We start from the raw sequence: 16,368 nt of genomic DNA, 5'->3' as shown, positions 1-16,368 counted from the left end.
GCTAGCATTTCACCCCGCCTGCGGCACCAGGTTTGCCGGTGCGCGCTGACCGATGGTCAGGACCAACAGTGCGGCGACGATGCACAGCAAGCCGGCGGCAATAAGCGCTGGCGTATAGGTCTCGAGCGACGTCCTGCTCGCGCCGGCGAGGAATGCAGCGCTCGCCGCGCCGAGCTGGTGTCCGGTAAACACCCAGCCGAAGACCAGCGCCGCCCGCTCTGCACCAAAGCGTTCCGCCGAAAGCTTCACGGTCGGCGGGACGGTCGCGACCCAGTCGAGGCCATAGAAGATGGCGAAGATCGACAGCGTGTAGATGTTGAAGCCGCTGAAGGGAAGGAACAGCAGCGACAGGCCGCGAAGGCCGTAGAACCAGAAGAGCAGCCAACGATTGTCATAGCGGTCGGAGAGCCAGCCGGAAAAGACCGTACCGACGAGGTCGAATACGCCGATCAGCGCCAGGAAACCGGCCGCACCGACGGCAGCGATGCCGACATCGCCGCAGATCGACACCCAATGCATCTGGATCAGGCCATTGGTACTGAAGCCACAGACGAAGAAGGTCGCAAACAGCACCCAGAACGTGTTTGAACGGGACGCTTCCTGCAGCGCCTTCAATGGCGAAAGCAACAGGGTGCGCAGATTATGCTTCTGTGCTGGAGCCGGCACGATCGCCCGGCCGCCATAGGGCGCCAAGCCGACGTCAGCAGGCCGATCCTGCATGAACAGGAGCACGAGGAGGAAGGCAAAGGACAGGACCGCGATGACGACGGTGAGGGCGGTGCGCCAGCCGATCGCCTCGGTGAGAGAGGCGAGGAGGGGCAGGAACACCAACTGCCCGGTGGCATTGCTGGCCGTCATCAGGCCGACAACGAGGCCGCGCCTTTTGTCGAACCAGCGCGTGGCGACGGTGGCGCCGAGCACTAGCGCGGTCATGCCCGTGCCGACGCCGAGAACGACACCCCAAAGCGCTACCATCTGCCACAACTGCGTCATGAAGAACGACGCAATGATGCCGGTAACGATGAGAACCAGCGCCGCGGAAACGACCTTCCTGACGCCGAAGTGGTTCATGAAGGCTGCCGCGAACGGCCCAAGCAGACCGAAGAGCACGAGGCGAATGGCGAGCGCAAACGATATCTCGGCAGTCGACCATCCGAACTCTGTTTCGAGTGGCTTGATCAGAACGCCCGCGGACCCCATTGCACCGGCGGTCGCCAGCATGACGAGGAATGTAACGGCCGCGACAGCCCAGCCATAATGGATGTCGCGTTTGGCGAGATACCGCGCAAGCACCGGTCCGAACATCGGCCATTTCCTTCCATCGATCGATTGTGTTGATTTGACTAGAGAGCCTGCAGCAAAGCTGTCAGTTGTGCAGATGCCTTGTCGCCGAGCTTGGCTTCGATTGCCGTCTGAACGCCGTCCCAGAGAGGAGCCCCGTCACGCAGGACCTGCCGCCCCTTGGCGGACAATTCGACAGCAGATTCCCTTTGATCCTGCCCGCTCACCATTACGACCAGCTCCATTTTTTCAAGGACCTTGACGTTCCGGCTGACCGTCGAACGGTCGAGTTCCGTGCGCTGGCCGAGATCCGTCAAAGAGATGGGCTCGGCCCGCTGGATATTTCGCAGCAGACTGAACTGCGCGAGATTGACGCCAATAGGCGCAAGCGCGTCGTCATAGAGCGACGTCACTCGTCTCGAGGCTTTGCGCAGGAGGATGCAATAACAATAGGACATATTGCGTGTATATACACGCAATATTCTGACGTCAAGCCCTGCGTGCGATGGCACGCCCAAGGGTGCGGCAACGGCCGGTCAATCAGACAATCACCCGATGAATCGTGACCGCCCTTTCAAGGATTGCGCAGCCCGACCGGCTGCGGCTAAGACCTCGTCTTGAAAAGAGCCCTTCGAGCGGGCAGGGCGAAGCCAACCCTTCACCAGAGACAATCAGCAAACACATTGGAGCCGGATCATGAGAACCGCCTTGCAACGGAAGATACTGGAAGTTTGCGATCGGAAGATCGCTGAAAAGGGACCCGGGGTGGGCCTCTCGTTCTATGCCTTCTTTGCCAACAGAAACGATGACCCGGAGCTTTTGATGGAGGCGGCCGAATGGTGGATCAGAACCCATCGGCTCGACCATTTCGAGAAAGCCGTCAAGATCCGCGCGATGGTCGCCGCTTTGGGCGAGCAGACGCCGATCCGATAAACGCAAACCGCGGGCGTTCTTTCGAGCACCCGCGGCTTAGCTGATTGTCACTGAAATGGATTGGCTGCCCTCTTGGGCAGCCTCCGGGCGTATCGCCTCGTCTTGATTGAGGTCGCTTTGCCGAGACTTACTCGGCCGGTATCGGTTCCCCGCGCGTCTTGACCAAGCTCCAGATCACGCCGCTTGCGATGATGGCAAAGGTGATGCCAAGCGACAGCGCCGCCGGGAATTTCTCCAGGCCCAGCAGATCGGCAACGAAGATCTTCGAGCCGATGAAGATCAGGACAACGGCCAGAGCCGGCTTCAGATAGCGGAAACGGTGGATCATCGCAGCCAGTGCGAAGTAGAGCGCCCGCAGGCCGAGAATGGCGAAGATGTTGGACGTATAAACCAGGAACGGGTCGGTGGTGATGGCGAAGATCGCCGGTACCGAATCGACGGCGAAGATAACGTCAGCCACCTCGATAAGCACGAGGGCCATGAACAGCGGCGTGATGAACCAGATCAGCTTGCCGCTCTTCGGATCAGCCTGCTTGACGAAGAAATGTTCGCCGTGATGGGTCTCCGTTACATTGAAACGGTTCCGCATGAAGCGCACCAACGCGTTGTTGGAGATGTCGGGCTCGGCTTCTTTCATGAACAGCATCTTCAAGCCGGTAACGACGAGGAAGGCAGCGAAGATGTAGAGTAGCCATGAGAATTCAGCGACAAGCGTCGCACCGACGCCGATCATGATGGCGCGCAGGACGATGACGCCGAGGATGCCCCAAAAAAGCACCCGATGCTGGTAGAGACGCGGGACGGCAAAGAATGAGAAAATGAGGGCGATGACGAACACGTTGTCGAGCGCGAGCGTCTTTTCGACGACGAAGCCGGTCATGTAGGCAAGGCCGGCGTCGGCGCCCAGATACCACCAGACCCAGCCGCCGAAAGCGAGGCCAAGCGAGATGTAGAGCGCCGAGAGCTTGATGCTCTCGCCAACCTCGATTTCCTTGTTTTCCTTGTGCAGCACGCCAAGGTCGAAGGACAGGATAGCGATGACCAGCGTGATGAAGCTGAGCCACATCCAGATTGGCTTACCCAGCCAAACGATAAACAAAAGGGAAGTATCCACGGAATAGAGCTCCGCCGGCGCAGATGTCGGATAAGGTCCGACATCGCAAGAGCGCCGGAAGCTCTCGCCAGAGGGGCCCGGACCAGCGGGTTGTCCGGTAGATGGGAGGGCGCTGGCCGGCCTTCAAGTGTCTGACACCGCTTTTTTGGTACACGCGTCGACGGCATCCTCCGACATCGCCAGTCACTCTGCCATCATCAACCACATCCAATTTTTGAGGCGTTTGACGCAGGTGCCATGGAGCGCATTCGCAAACGGCTCCCCTCACATTGGTTGCGGTATCCGGCGGCGATCCGAAGGCGCATTTTTCGACGGTGTCAAACCGATCAGCGGTTTAGAGGGGTGTTTTGCCGCAAGCCGTCCCGACGCGAACGGGCGCCACAGCAATCCTTGAATTTTATGCCGGAGCCGCAAGGGCAGGGATCATTGCTGCGGCGTTGCAATCGGCCGATCAATGGCAACATGACTGCGGATGGCAGCCATGCTGCGGCAAACGCCGCAAGTTTGGCGGAGGTTCCCGGCACGACGAGACGCCGCCCCGACTTGAACCCGCGCCAAGCGCGCTCGGCGACATAGTCGGCATCAAGCTTCGGCAGGACCTTGAAAAGCGGCACGCGATCGGCGCCGGATCGCTGCAGGAATTCGGTCGATACCGGACCGGGAGCAACGCATGTCACCGTGACGCCGGTACGGCGTAATTCCTGGTGAAGGGCCTCGGAAAAGGAGCGCACGTAGCTCTTGCTTGCGTAGTAAAGCGCCATGTTAGGGCCGGGCATGAAGCCGGCAATGGAGCCGAGGTTGAGGACGCCGCCGCGACCGCGCGCCACCATCCCCGGCAGGAAGTGAAGAGACAAGTCGGTAAGCGCGCGGATGTTGAGGTCGATGATCCCCAGCTGATCCTGGACGGGGAGTGTCGTTGCCGCCCCCCGCAAACCGTAGCCTGCACTGTTGACCAGGACGTCGCAGCAAAGGTTGTTTGCCGTGAGGAAATCCCCCAGGCGCGCCGCCGCATCGGCCGAGAACAGGTCGAGGTCCAGCACGAATGCTTCGCCGCCGGCCTCCCCAATCTCGCTCGCCACAGCGACCAGATCGTCGTGGGATCTCGCGACAAGTACGACGGGTGCTTTTTCTCGCGCGGCAACTTTGGCGATCGCCCGACCAATACCGCGCGAGGCTCCAATGACCACGACCGCCGGTCGCAATTCGGCCTGTACCATCATGTGGTCTTCCGCGACAGCAAGGGCGTGTGAACGGCTTCGTCTTGAGAAAGACCCAACACTTCCTGGGCAACATCACCGTTCAGGATCGCTTCGAAGCGCTCCAGCGCGCGCGCGACATTGGCACCATCCATGACCCTGTGATCGTAGTGGATGCGTACGGTGACCGTGCCGTCCGCGGCGATGGGGCCGTAATTGAAGAGGGTGGTGAGGGGGGTCAGGGGATTGAGCGATTCCGCCCCGAGGCCCGAATAGACCGACAGTTGGAAGGTGCCGAAGTAGTGGGCGCGCCGCGCGCCGAGATTGAGTCCCAGCCACATGAGCAGCCAACGGATTGGGCCCGGCATGCGGGCAATCTTCAGCGCGCGCCGAAACTCCTTTATCTCCGCCACCGGGCGCGACCGCGCCGCATCGATCAGGGCGGCCAGTTCAGGGATCGGGAGGCGCTCCGGAGACTTGATCTTGCTGAGCAGGACCACCCGCTCGCCGTCATGCTCGCGTTCATGCGCAATGGACGCTACGCTTTCCGGGTATTCATAAAGCTGAGGTCGGGGGAGCTTGACGTATGCACGCCGGAACTCCGGCGTCTCCCGACAAAGAAGCGCGTATCCCTTCAAGAACAGCGCGGTCCAAGACGGCCTGCTGGTCTGGGCGATTCTCGCCCTTTGCAGCGGGTCGAGGTTCATTTGCCGCTGAACGGTAACGCGCGGCACCCCGATCGAAAACCGCATCAGGTCGCAGACAAGGCGCCGTGGCACCGAAAGCTTGATGGCTCGGCCTCGCATCATGTCACCTTTAGTAGAGATACGGCACGATTCGCTTGGTCCGCTGCATGTAGTCACGGTACTGCGGCCCGAAAATCTCCAGCATCATACGCTCTTCCTTGTCCACCCTTAGAAAAAAAAGCACCGCGAACCCGAGCAAGCCCGCCAGCCCTGCCACCCAATTGGAAAGCAGAAAGGCCTGACCGAGACCCATCAGCATGAAGGACGTATACATCGGGTGGCGAACAAAGGCGTAAGGTCCGCCGGAGATCAGCTCGTGCTTGTCACGAATCTCCAACGTGATCGACCAGTTCCGACCGAGCTCCTTATGTGTCCGGCGAAAAACCCACAGGGCAAAGAAAAAAATGACTGCGCCTAGCACGATGGCCCACGGACGGGCCGAATAGTCGGCGGCCCCCGGCATTCCGGTGGCAACGTAGAAAGCTGGGATGATCGCCAGGCCAAGGAGGCCGGACGCAAGCCCGAACATGTCAACCGGCGAGCGGCGGGTGCTGACGACCTGCACGCGCTTGGCCCGGCGTTCGAACGGCACACGAATAAAGTACCAGGTAATGATGCCGACTACCCACACGATTTTGCCCAGAGCGGCGATCGATATGATCACTTCAAGTCACCGAAGCCTTTCTGCGATATACGATCGATTGGGCGCGAAACGCCGGACCGATCGCCTTTAGCCCGCGTTCATCTGCCGGAGTTTTGTAACGAACTGCTGCGGCCTTAGCCAGATGCTGGGCGTCTGATATCCCATGGAACGCGCGATGTCCGAGACGAATGCATTGCAGTTGTAAACCGACGCCTGCCAGAGGCGCGATTTGGCTTTAAGCTGCCTGATGTAGGCAACGGTCTTGTTGTATTCCGCTTCGGTCAGCATGACGCGCCAGCTTGCTGACCTGTATGCCTCCTCAAGATCACCGTCGCTGGCACCGGTTTCGGCCGGTACGGGCAAAAAGTGACCGAGGACATAGGGGGTTGCGCTGGTACTGGCCGGTGCAAGACCCGCGACTTCGGGATCAATCATCGCACCCGCCTGATCCGTGCGCCCGAAAATCACATAGGTATGGCCGTAGCTTAGGGCGTAACGGGATCTAAATTCGATAAAGTAACCGGCTTCCCGCACTACGCCTGCGCTCACGGCAGGTGCGCCACTGGTACTCGAGACAAAACGCGGTTCGGGTTTTTTATCAGTTGATTCGCAGGCAGCCGTCGCAAACGCGAGCATTGCCACGAGTGTTAGTCGGCCAATCATATGCGGCATCACTGTGGAATATCTCCTGAACTCCGATGAGCACAGCCCGGCAGACATTGCAGCCTTACGGCCGGCCCGACCGGTTGGGATGACGTGGGGAGGGCACTTGCCCTCCCCACCCATCAGAAGTTCAAGTTATTTATAGACCGGTGCCGGTTCGGCCGACTCGACCGGCGGCGGGGCTTTACCCTTGCCTTTGCCGATAGTATCGCAGCCACTCAGGCTTACGACGGAAAGCAAGGTAACGATCATGATTAGATTTCTGCTCATCAAGAAGTCCTCTCCTCTATGCGGAATGGGAATCAAAGGCAACGCTTATATTAATAGGGCGTTCTTCGCTCTCGCCTAGTGCAAAAAGAACACAATTTGCGTCGGCGAGCATAAAAGCTTGATCAGATGACCAGAACCTTGGCCCCAACGGGAGTTCGGTTGTACAGATCGACGATATCCTCATTGGTCAAGCGGACGCATCCGCTCGATACTGCCTGGCCTATCGTCCAGGGCTCGTTTGTTCCATGCAGCCGGAACATGGTATCCTGCCCACCGCGATAGAGATAAAGCGCGGCTGCACCAAGTGGATTATGGTTCCCACCGCTGACGCCTCCGGCATATTGCCGTAAATGCGGCTTGCGCTCCATCATGCTTTCGGTCGGGGTCCAGGACGGCCATTCGGCCTTGCGCCCGATTGACGCCGGGCCCTTGAGCGTGCGTCCATCTTCGCCGACAGCGACGCCGTAGCGGATGGCCCGGCCACCGCCTTCAACCAGGTATAGGTAGCGTTCCGTGGTGTCGACGACGATCGTCCCAGGGGGCTCACCTCCGTCATAAGCCACATCTCGACGCCGATAGCGGGAAGACGGGCCACCTCCGAAGGCAGAAAAGATGGGCTCGCCCAATCGTTGTGCCGTTGATGTGCATCCAGATGCCGTTAAAGCCAAACTGCCGAGCAGGATCGCCCGCCGGGTAACGCGGTTACTGTTCATATCCACCTACGAGTAATCGGTGAGCACTGTTTCGTCTTTAACACTCAAGCGTTCGTTGGCCAAGTCGCTATTCTTCGCTTTTCCGAGGAGAAAACTAGTAGTGTAGGAAGAGTAAAGACCATTGCACTTCGCGTTTCGCAGGTGCAGGCTGACAAAGCACGCCACAATTGATGAAACTGCTTGCAGCTTGCGTCCGTCCCTGGTCGATTGGGCTCTTGAATAAGGATACACAGAATGGAGCTTGGCTTCGCCGGCAAAGTCGCGCTTGTAACCGGCGCAGGGTCTGGGATAGGTGCCGCGGTTGCCCGCCAGCTTGGAGCAGAAAGGGCGAAAGTCGTCGTAGCGGATATCAATCCCGATGCGGCGCAGGCGGTCGCCAACGAGATCTGTTCCTCTGGCGGGACGGCCTTCCCCGTGGAGGTCGATGTCGCCAAAGCCGGCGACGTGGCGAAGCTGGTCGAAACCGTTGTCCAGACACACGGGGGGCTGCATCTGGCGGTCAACAATGCCGGAGTCGACGGCATTCGAAGGGCGACGGCTGATTACCCGGTAGACGAGTGGGAAAGGTTGATCAGCGTCAATCTCAACGGCGTGTTCTATTGCATGAAGTACGAGATCGCCGCCATGGCGGCGCAGGGTGGTGGATCCATCGTCAACATGTCGTCGATTCTGGGCTCCGTCGGCCTGCCGACCGCATCGGCATACACCGCAGCCAAGCACGGGGTTGTCGGCCTGACGAAGGTCGCCGCGATCGAGTATGCAAAAAGGGGCGTACGAATCAATGCGGTCGGGCCTGGCATGATCGAAACGCCACTGCTATCCGAGCAGTCCGAGTTGACAAGCAACCGACGCTTGGAGGCGCTTCAGCCCATGGGCCGACGCGGCACGCCGGACGAAGTTGCAGCTCTTGTGTGTTTTCTCCTGTCCGAACGAGCGAGCTTCATCTCCGGTAGCTACCATCTGGTGGATGGCGCCTACACCGCGCATTAGAACAGGCGCCTCGGCAACCCATCCCGCCTATACGCTGATCGGCGTTCCAACTGGTCGAACGACGATGGCCGCTAAAGCGCGTCGCGATTTCTCGGATTCGCTTGCTGCGCTCTAAGCTCTTGTTTTTGCGCATGTGGTCATCGCAAAACCGCTGTACGCTTTTGCGCGACATGCTCTAGCGCGGTGCAAGAGCCGCGCAAAGCGCTGCCGCAAGCATCAGACCGCCGGCGGCAACAGGGAGAGCAAAGAAGCTCGCCGCAGAATAGAGGTTGCCAAAGGCAAGTGTGCCGGCAAACAGGGCAAGATAGGTGACGCCACTGTTCAGTCCCATGATGGCGCCGCGCCGGGTGGGGCTGAGCGCCGTCAGCCGCATGATGAGCACATTGAGTCCGAGGTGGTTGGCAAGTCCCCAGAAGAAGACGACCGCCAGCATGGCTTTGTAGGAACCGCTGGCTGCTGCCATCGCAACGTAGACTGCGGCGACAACGAGAAAAATGAGCGGCAGTAATTTTCCGGCACCGAGGCGATCGATCAGACGGTCGAGGAAGGCGGCACTTCCAAAACCGACTCCATAGAAGGCCGCGATGAAGCCGTTGGCGCTGAGGGGCAGTTCCAAGGCGGCATGGAGATGATCGCCGATATAGGCATAGACGCCATAGAAGGCGGCCATGAAAGCGGCGCAGGCGGAAAGAAGTGGCACGGCCCCACGAACGCCGAGCGCCGTCAACGGCGACGAAGCCGCCGCTTGAGGCGCGTCCCCCCGGACGACAGCCATCCGCACCGCAGCACATACGATAAGGGCGGCCGCGGCGACGACAAGGAAGGTCACGCGCCAGCCGGCGAAATCGGCAATAGCCGCCGACAACGGTACACCTGCGACCATGCTCAGCGTCCAGCCCGTCAACACCAGGCCGATGGTCTCGCTCTCGCGTCCCGCCGGCGCGACAATGGCTGCCAGCGTGTAGATGGCCGGCAGCGCGATGCCGGCGGCAATCCCGACCAGCAATTGTGCTGTCACAAGGAAGGGGAGCGCCGGTGCGGCCGCGCTGGCGCCAAGCCCGATCGCAAGCAGAAGCAATGCGATCACAAGCATTCGGCTCGGGCCGTAGCGATCAATGAAACGTCCAAGGAAGATGGCGCTCGCCGCCGTACCGAGACCAAAAACCGCCGATGCCGTCATGACGGCCGGAGCGCCCACGTCAAGACTGCGTGCAACTTCTGGCGCAATCGGCCCCAGCGCCAGCGAGTTCGACCCGATGACGCCGATGCAGGTCGTTAACACGAAGGCAAACGGAGGGATGCGGGAGCGCTCGACAGATTTAGTGGAAATATGTTGATCTGCATTCGTCATGGAGCGATGATTGCAGAATGTCATTCTGCCACAAGAGGAAACATCAGAATGGACCAAAATACAGAAGAGGTTCGGCGCAAGCCTCGTCCCGAACGTGATCTGGATGCGATGGACCGAAAGCTATTAGGCGCCTTGGTCGAGGACGCGACCATGAGCTACGCCGAACTCGGGGACCGTGTCGGACTATCACCACCGGCCGCGCACGAGCGCGTAAAGCGCCTGAGGCGCTCTGGCGCAATTCGTCGCGTGGCGGCGCTCATCGATCCCGAGGCCGTTGGCAAGACCCTGCTTGCCTTTGTTCATGTCGACACCACCGGCTGGGGCAAGACCCCAGCATTGCTTGCTATTGAAGAACATCCCGAAGTAGAGGAGGTGCATTCGGTGGCGGGGGACACCTGCATGCTCCTCAAGGTGCGCACGGAGAGCACGCATGCGCTGGAAGGACTGCTGGCGCGCCTGTATGACACGCCTGGCGTCAAGGCGACCCGGAGCTATGTCGTTCTTTCGACCTATCTGGAGCGGCCGGTGCAGCCGGGCGTGACGAGCGAATGGCCGGCACTTGCCAAGAACGTCGAGTTTGGTACCGCTGCGTTCAACGACCATCGCGGACGCGGCAGATGACGCTATTCGACCTTGGCGTCCGCAAACGGTGCGCTTTGGACATTCGATATCCGTAGCGTACCGGCTCGCCAACAAAGGCGGCGGCCGACGATCGCATTGCAGTTAAGAGCCAGTCGCGCAGCAAGGTTTCCGCAGGGCGACAGGGCCGCGGTGGCGTTTTCGGCGCTCGGTGAAAGCCACAAAGCTGCCGTTCAATGGTCAGCAAATTGCCCTGTCGCTGCCCCACCTGGCCCTTTCGAGGGTTTCATTGTCCAGACCACGCCCCGCATTCATCCGGTTTGGGGGCGAATGAGCAAGGCGCTGTATTGCTGCCTGGCACGTTATAGAGGAATGGACATGATCAATCGTTACGCACTCATTGCATCGCTGACCGCCACACTCGTCAGTTTCACGGCCTTCAGTCCGGCGTCCGCCTTGGAAATGGCCCAGGCACAAGAGACGCAGCCGACCCAGGGTCAGGCCGGCAAGGGCACGGATGCCGCCATCAGCGATCAGAAGATCCAGGCATTTGCAGTCGCTTACCTTCAGGTCGACAAGGTCCGGCAGGCGTATTCCGCGAAGATAGAAGCAACAACGGACGCAGCGGCAAAGGAGAAGCTGCAGACTGAAGCCAGCAAGCAGATGGTGGAGGCTGTGGAATCCTCGTCCGCTATTTCGGTGGAGGAATACTCTTCTATCCTGACAGCCGCCCAAAACGACCCGGCTCTGGCCAAGAAGGTTCAGGAAAAAATTCAAACCACGCCCCCAGCCCAACAGTAAGCTGAGCGCGCCGGGCGTAAGATCGCGTGAGATTGCCGCTGCTGCGAACCGTCGAAATTCGGTCTTGCTGCCTATGGGCAAAAGATGTCAGTGCCCGCCGGTCGGCGGGGACTGCCGTCCGTCCATCCGGCAAGCGGCGATTGGCAAGGAACAGGTCGCCATGGCCCCAAGGCCACGGCAGCTCGATGTGATTGACCGCACGGAGAGCCCGGTCTCAATCCTGTTGTCTCAATCCAGTTCCTGCACGCCACCACCCGAGACGGTGACAATCTGACCATTGATCCAGCTTGCGGCTGGGAAACACAAGAACAAGGCGGCGTTTGCCATGTCCTGGGGTTCGCCCGGTCGGCGGATGGGCGTGTGCGCCGGCATCCTTTCCTCGATGTCATCATTCAGCATGGATCCAAGTGCATCCGTCCGCGTGGCGCCCGGTGCGATGCCGTTGACGCGGATGTTTTTGAAGCCGAGGTCGAAGGCGATATTGCGGATCAGGTGATTTGCGGCTGCCTTCGACGATCCGCAGGACGCCATGCGCTTGTTCTTGTCGTTACCCGCCATCGATGCGGAATGCATCGGGAAGTGGCCGCCCGCTGCGAAGGTGTCTTGTGCTGTCACCAGCTTTTTCCGCAATGCTAAGCTGGACCGTCTACAGCCTCACGTCCTTGTATAGGACCTGCCCAACCGGATTGTGTCTTACGAAGACTTAAGTCTTCCGCCCTGTGGTTGCAGGTCAGCCTTGCCCATGAAACTGGGAGATGTTCGCAGACGTTCCAGCAGACGAAGCGTGGCGGGGCTGAGATAACCGCCACGACGCGTGACCGTGTAAATTGGGTTTGCGACGATCAGGTCTGCAACCCCGACCGTGGCGAGTGAACCTGCGCGCCTTTCCTCATCGATCGCGCTTTCCGGCAGTAACGCAATGCCGAGGCCGGCCTCGACCAGGCGTTTCATCGCATTGAGGCTGTCTATGGCCGACCAGCGGATTTCGGCGACGCCGCGCGCCTGAAACTGGGCAAAGATGTTGTCGGCGAACGTTTCGCGCTGATCGTAAGAATTGCGGAAAGCGAACCAGGTCTCATGGCGCAGCTCAGTCAGAGATTTGATTTCCTTGCCCGCCAGGGGATGGTCGGCGTGACAGATGACGGCCATGGGTTCCGAGGCGACATGCTCGCAGATGAGATCCGGTGCGATGTCGAGGAGATAGCGCAGACCAATCGCCGCTTCACCCCGCCGAACCAGCTCGCTGACTTCGGCGCTGGTTGCGGTGCTGATCGCAAGTTCGATCCCGGGATGCTCGGCCGTGAAGTGTTTGAGAACCACGGTCAGGTTTGTGCCGGCGAGTGTGCCAACAGCGACGATCGCGACACGCCCCACGACGTTCGTTTGCATGGCTTTGATTGCACTCGAGGCATCGCCGAGCGCAGCAAGTACGCGCTCTGCATGTGGGAGCAGGGTGCGGCCCGCTTCGCTCAACACAATGCCACCGGCGGCACGCTCGAAAACCGGCACGCCTAGTTCTTCTTCGAGCAAAGCGATGCGCCGGCTTATGGCAGGCTGGGAGCGGCCGAGAATGTCAGCGGCGCGCGAGAACCCGTTGGCCTGGTGGATGGTCACGAATGTGAGCAGTGCTTCGCTGTCCATGGCCATGCATAAAGCTGATCGGTATCAGAAATACTATAACTTGGACAAATGCAAAGGCAAGGGACATTAAGGGACAAGGCGGCTCATTGGCCCGAACGCAGGAGTATTGCCATGAACACAATCATACTGTCCCCCGACGAACCCGCGCATGTTCGTGCTGCGCCATCTCATCGCGACCCTTCCGCCTATTATAGCCGTCTGGCACAAGAGCAGCATTTCTTTCATGACGAGGCAAATGGCTGGTGGGTGGCTGCGAGCGCGGCTGCAGTCAAGGAGGTTCTGACCAGTAGGATCTGCCTCACGCGCCCCTTGAGCGAACCGATCCCCGAGGCCTTGCTGGGTGGCGCGGCCGGCCAGATATTCGGGCGCTTGGTGCGTCTGCGCGATGACGACGCCGGTGACAAGTTGAGGCGGGCGGTCGCAAGCGCCTTGCGTGGCGTCGATCTCGGGCAGGTCGCTGTCGTTGCGCATCGGCGTGCCATGGAACTCGACAGTGACGCACAAGAGATGTTCAGCGTGGATAGAACGATGACGTTCATGTTTGCGTTGCCGGTGCAGGTCGTCGCGCAACTGCTTGGCATCCCCAAGGCCAGCTTCGGCGATGTGATGGCGTGGCTCGGCGATTATGGCGCCGCCGCTGCGGCCGCGGCAACCGGGATCCCCGCATTGACTGCAGAACTGCTCGCACGGGGCCACCACGGCGCCCAGGCGCTGTTCGAGCTCGTCATGAAGATCAGGCGTGACAGTCAACAGTGCGGTCCGTTGCTTCACGCCCTGGCAAACGAGGCAAGGCGCGTCGGGTGCGATGATGAAACTGATGTCGTCGTCAACGCCATCGGCTACCTGGTTCAGGGCTATGTGGCGATGGCGTCTCTGATCGGATCGACGCTCCTGGCGCTGGCGCGCCAACCGGCGCTGCGCACGCAGGTCGTCGCGGATCCGACATTGGTGCGACCGCTTATTCAGGAGGTTTTGCGGTGTGATCCCGTCACCAACAGCACTTTTCGCTTCATGGCGCGTGACGGGAAGATCGCAGGCCATATGGTGCGGCAGGGCGAGATGATCATCGTATTGCTGGCGGCGGCAAACCGGGACCCGGCGTTAAACCCGGATCCGGATCGTTTCGATATCACGCGGGCGGACAGAAAGTTTCTTGAGTTCGGTGCCGGCGTGCATGCCTGTCCCGCAGAGAAATTCGCACCGCTGCTCGTCGAGGTCGCTGTCGCTCATCTGCTCCGCCGCGGCTTGCCGTTCGAGCAACTCGAATCCTCGCTCACATACGCCGCTTCGGGGCACGTTCGCACACCCTTGTTCAAACGCTGAGTACGGAGTGGCGGTACCAACGAGGGCCGCTACTCCTGGGATGCTGTGGATGTCAGCTTAAGCCGTGAGATCGCGGCGCGGCCCGACCGTCGAACTGATGCCGGCCGGGGCGAAGCGCAATTCGATATCGGGGAGGCGTGACGTGTTTGCCGGCAGTTCGGGGCGTGTCTCGCCTGGTGCTGCCGGGTCCAGCAGATCATTCCTCACAAGGCACATTTCGATAACCAATGGATCGCCCTGATCGTCCGTGCCGCCAAAATTGTTCGGGTGTAGGAAAACGATCGAGAAATTCGACATTCCCTCCACAAACCTGCGGATTCGATCTTCGTGTATGTCGATATCGTGGAGTTCGATGACGACGCTGGTAAAGCGGTCCGAATATTTCACGATATCGTCCAGTATCCGGTACTCGGATCCCTCAATATCGATCTTGAGGAAAATATTGTCTTCGGAGAACTCCTTGAGCAGCCCCTTGACGCTAACTTCCCCCGGTTGATCATAGCCGATCCTGATGGGCTGGTGCTCGACGCCTGGCCGGCTGAAGAACCATCGATAATCCAGATATCGCGCCAGTCTGCCCCAGCGAAGCCGCAGAACCTGCTCGACATAATACCGCAGCCAGAACTTCCAAGTGACGGAATGGTCGAAGCAGACGATGCCAACGCCTGCGAACTGCCGAAATTCCTTCTCGAACTGCCAATCGTCGTTCAGTCCCATGCTGATCAAGCGCTTTGAGGCAAGCACGGCGCGCTTCGGAACGACATAACCGCCGTCGCGTGCGGATCCCAGCCGGATCAGGCCACCGGATTCAATCGGCTTCCATGGTGCAGGCAGCATGACAGCTCTCCCTTTTCAACCCAGGAGTGCTAACATCACCGGCTTTCGATCGCGTTAATTCCAGGCCCTTGACGGCCATGTATGGCCGCACCCTTGCTGCGGAATGAACCCGCCGGGTGTCGTGATCAGCGCTAATCGTCGGGCGCAAAGATGCCGTGACCGATCCCGACGGTCACGTTTTCAGAGGTAACGGTCAATGTGCCACGCAAAGCCGGTTTCTGACGGGTGAACCGGTAACTTCAGCAGCTATCTTCTGGGCCGCATCGCGCATCCTGACGGATGACACCACCCCATCCAGGTAGATGACACCGTGTTCGTGCGTTACCGAAATGTCGACGTCCGTCAACACGTCAGAGTAGGCGATGGCAGTCCTGACCGCCACGACCCCAGCAATGTCAATGGGTTGCAAAGAGAATTGTGGAGCGAACGTTAGGCCGAACATGGGCGCCCGTTCCGAACTTTGATCAAATATCTGTTCATCTCCCGTTCATGTTCGCGACTAACCGACCACATGTCGACCCCTCAAGTGAACACAATCCGGTCACGATATTTTTATCGAGGTCGCACGTCTCAGTCAGCGAGGCACAAGCAGTGAATTGCGCGGGACTTGCGCCCGGTCGGCGGCAATGGGCATTTTTCGGGTGCTTTTCGTTAATACTTTGACAACGATTGCGACCGCGAATGGCGCATCTTGTGTGCGGTCGAAACGCACTGCCTGATCCCTCCATGCCAAAGGAAACAAGATGAAATCCAGAGTTATTGCTGCTTGCGCTATCGTCCTTACCACCTGCGCTTCAGCGCAGGCGCAACCCGTAAAGCTCAACTCCTTCGGCGCCTGGGGCGTGTATTCCTACAAAAATGACGGGCGCGACACCTGCTACATTCTCTCGATCCCAACGACGATGAAACCTGATCACGTCGACCACGGCGACAACTTCTTCCTTGTCGCGCCGTCGCCGCGGCCGGCCACCGGATATGTGCCACAAGCCATCATGGGCTATGATCTCGAAGCCGGTTCCACCCTGACTGCCACGGTGGGCGACAAGGCTTTCACGCTGGCACCGCAGGGCAGGGCCGCATGGACGCGACGCGAGGCCCGTGATGCCGAGCTCGTAGCCGCCATGAAGGCGGGCGCCACAATGACGCTGAATGCGCGCTCACGCCGCGGCACGGAAACGACCTATTCGTTTTCACTGAAAGGCATGACGGCAGCCCTCAAAGGTGCTGCCCGCTGCACACGATGAGTCGAGCGTCAGATGGCCTCGCTGATCGCCCAGATGTGCTTTG

The 16,368-nt window shown here is 59.8% G+C and carries 19 protein-coding genes and 1 pseudogene; 6 read left to right on the top strand and 14 right to left on the bottom strand.

Translation table 11 applies throughout. The features are described from left to right. Window positions 1–9: 9 nt before the first annotated feature. Together J3R84_RS25040 and J3R84_RS25035 are read right to left on the bottom strand one after the other, a co-directional pair. Entirely contained in the window at window positions 10–1,305 is a 1,296-nt protein-coding gene (locus J3R84_RS25040; protein WP_025428751.1) for an MFS transporter, read from the bottom strand. 38 nt (window positions 1,306–1,343) lie between these two features. Next, entirely contained in the window at window positions 1,344–1,739 is a 396-nt protein-coding gene (locus J3R84_RS25035) for a MarR family winged helix-turn-helix transcriptional regulator (RefSeq protein ID WP_203529768.1), read from the bottom strand. Window positions 1,740–1,977: 238 nt separating this feature from the next. Between J3R84_RS25035 and J3R84_RS25030 the strand changes: the two genes are divergently transcribed. Beyond that, the gene (locus J3R84_RS25030; RefSeq protein ID WP_025428753.1) at window positions 1,978–2,214 is read left to right on the top strand and encodes a DUF6500 family protein; all 237 of its coding nucleotides are present in this window, start codon (window positions 1,978–1,980) and stop codon (window positions 2,212–2,214) included. A 127-nt stretch (window positions 2,215–2,341) separates the two neighbouring features. Here J3R84_RS25030 and J3R84_RS25025 read toward each other — a convergent pair whose 3' ends face one another. The 7 genes from J3R84_RS25025 to J3R84_RS24995 all read right to left on the bottom strand — a co-directional run bounded on the left by J3R84_RS25025 (window position 2,342) and on the right by J3R84_RS24995 (window position 7,559). Beyond that, entirely contained in the window at window positions 2,342–3,328 is a 987-nt protein-coding gene (locus J3R84_RS25025; protein WP_203529761.1) for a TerC family protein, read from the bottom strand. Between the two features lie 326 nt (window positions 3,329–3,654). Further along, the gene (locus tag J3R84_RS25020) at window positions 3,655–4,548 is read right to left on the bottom strand and encodes an SDR family NAD(P)-dependent oxidoreductase (RefSeq protein ID WP_203529760.1); all 894 of its coding nucleotides are present in this window, start codon (window positions 4,546–4,548) and stop codon (window positions 3,655–3,657) included. Next, a complete protein-coding gene (locus J3R84_RS25015) occupies window positions 4,545–5,330 on the bottom strand; it encodes a hypothetical protein (RefSeq protein WP_203529759.1) in 786 nt (261 codons plus the stop codon). Before J3R84_RS25015 ends, J3R84_RS25020 begins: the two co-directional genes overlap by 4 nt. Before the next feature lie 10 nt (window positions 5,331–5,340). Next, window positions 5,341–5,928 (bottom strand): protein-S-isoprenylcysteine O-methyltransferase, encoded by a 588-nt coding sequence (locus J3R84_RS25010; protein ID WP_203529767.1) that lies wholly within the window; start codon window positions 5,926–5,928, stop codon window positions 5,341–5,343. 72 nt (window positions 5,929–6,000) lie between these two features. Continuing rightward, window positions 6,001–6,585, bottom strand: a complete 585-nt coding sequence (locus tag J3R84_RS25005; RefSeq protein WP_025428758.1) for a hypothetical protein — start codon at window positions 6,583–6,585, stop codon at window positions 6,001–6,003. Between the two features lie 126 nt (window positions 6,586–6,711). Then, a complete protein-coding gene (locus J3R84_RS25000; protein WP_203529758.1) occupies window positions 6,712–6,846 on the bottom strand; it encodes an ABC transporter in 135 nt (44 codons plus the stop codon). A gap of 122 nt (window positions 6,847–6,968) precedes the next feature. After that, window positions 6,969–7,559: a L,D-transpeptidase gene (locus tag J3R84_RS24995; protein WP_025428760.1), complete on the bottom strand. Its 591-nt coding sequence runs from the start codon at window positions 7,557–7,559 to the stop codon at window positions 6,969–6,971. Window positions 7,560–7,793: 234 nt separating this feature from the next. On the opposite strand from J3R84_RS24995, the gene J3R84_RS24990 reads away from it, so the two are divergent. Beyond that, the gene (locus tag J3R84_RS24990; protein ID WP_203529757.1) at window positions 7,794–8,549 is read left to right on the top strand and encodes an SDR family NAD(P)-dependent oxidoreductase; all 756 of its coding nucleotides are present in this window, start codon (window positions 7,794–7,796) and stop codon (window positions 8,547–8,549) included. A gap of 175 nt (window positions 8,550–8,724) precedes the next feature. On the opposite strand, the gene J3R84_RS24985 is transcribed toward J3R84_RS24990, so the two are convergent. Continuing rightward, on the bottom strand, window positions 8,725–9,900 hold the full coding sequence (locus tag J3R84_RS24985) for an MFS transporter (RefSeq protein WP_203529756.1): 1,176 nt from the start codon (window positions 9,898–9,900) through the stop codon (window positions 8,725–8,727). 48 nt (window positions 9,901–9,948) lie between these two features. Here J3R84_RS24985 and J3R84_RS24980 point away from each other — a divergent pair, with 48 nt between their 5' ends. Continuing rightward, a complete protein-coding gene (locus J3R84_RS24980) occupies window positions 9,949–10,521 on the top strand; it encodes an Lrp/AsnC family transcriptional regulator (protein ID WP_025428763.1) in 573 nt (190 codons plus the stop codon). A 336-nt stretch (window positions 10,522–10,857) separates the two neighbouring features. Next, the gene (locus J3R84_RS24975; protein WP_025428764.1) at window positions 10,858–11,280 is read left to right on the top strand and encodes a DUF4168 domain-containing protein; all 423 of its coding nucleotides are present in this window, start codon (window positions 10,858–10,860) and stop codon (window positions 11,278–11,280) included. A gap of 228 nt (window positions 11,281–11,508) precedes the next feature. On the opposite strand, the pseudogene J3R84_RS24970 reads toward J3R84_RS24975, so the two are convergent. Both J3R84_RS24970 and J3R84_RS24965 read right to left on the bottom strand, forming a co-directional pair. After that, a pseudogene (locus J3R84_RS24970) lies at window positions 11,509–11,844 on the bottom strand (SDR family oxidoreductase); the annotation flags it as partial. Window positions 11,845–11,973: 129 nt separating this feature from the next. Then, window positions 11,974–12,927, bottom strand: coding sequence for a LysR family transcriptional regulator (locus J3R84_RS24965; RefSeq protein ID WP_203529755.1), 954 nt, complete (start codon window positions 12,925–12,927; stop codon window positions 11,974–11,976). 105 nt (window positions 12,928–13,032) lie between these two features. Between J3R84_RS24965 and J3R84_RS24960 the strand changes: the two genes are divergently transcribed. After that, window positions 13,033–14,244 (top strand): cytochrome P450, encoded by a 1,212-nt coding sequence (locus J3R84_RS24960; protein ID WP_203529754.1) that lies wholly within the window; start codon window positions 13,033–13,035, stop codon window positions 14,242–14,244. Between the two features lie 57 nt (window positions 14,245–14,301). On the opposite strand, the gene J3R84_RS24955 is transcribed toward J3R84_RS24960, so the two are convergent. Further along, entirely contained in the window at window positions 14,302–15,081 is a 780-nt protein-coding gene (locus J3R84_RS24955) for an FkbM family methyltransferase (RefSeq protein WP_203529753.1), read from the bottom strand. Window positions 15,082–15,274: 193 nt separating this feature from the next. After that, window positions 15,275–15,523 carry a BON domain-containing protein gene (locus J3R84_RS38830; protein ID WP_203529752.1) on the bottom strand — a complete coding sequence of 83 codons (249 nt, stop codon included), beginning with the start codon at window positions 15,521–15,523 and terminating at the stop codon, window positions 15,275–15,277. Between the two features lie 301 nt (window positions 15,524–15,824). Here J3R84_RS38830 and J3R84_RS24950 point away from each other — a divergent pair, with 301 nt between their 5' ends. Continuing rightward, window positions 15,825–16,325: an invasion associated locus B family protein gene (locus tag J3R84_RS24950; RefSeq protein ID WP_203529751.1), complete on the top strand. Its 501-nt coding sequence runs from the start codon at window positions 15,825–15,827 to the stop codon at window positions 16,323–16,325. The last annotated feature ends 43 nt before the right edge of the window (window positions 16,326–16,368 follow it).

This window comes from Ensifer canadensis (genome assembly GCF_017488845.2).
GTDB classification, from domain to species: domain Bacteria; phylum Pseudomonadota; class Alphaproteobacteria; order Rhizobiales; family Rhizobiaceae; genus Ensifer; species Ensifer canadensis.
The sequence above is the reverse complement of the archived record's forward strand: the minus strand, read 5'-3'. Positions and strand labels throughout refer to the sequence as shown.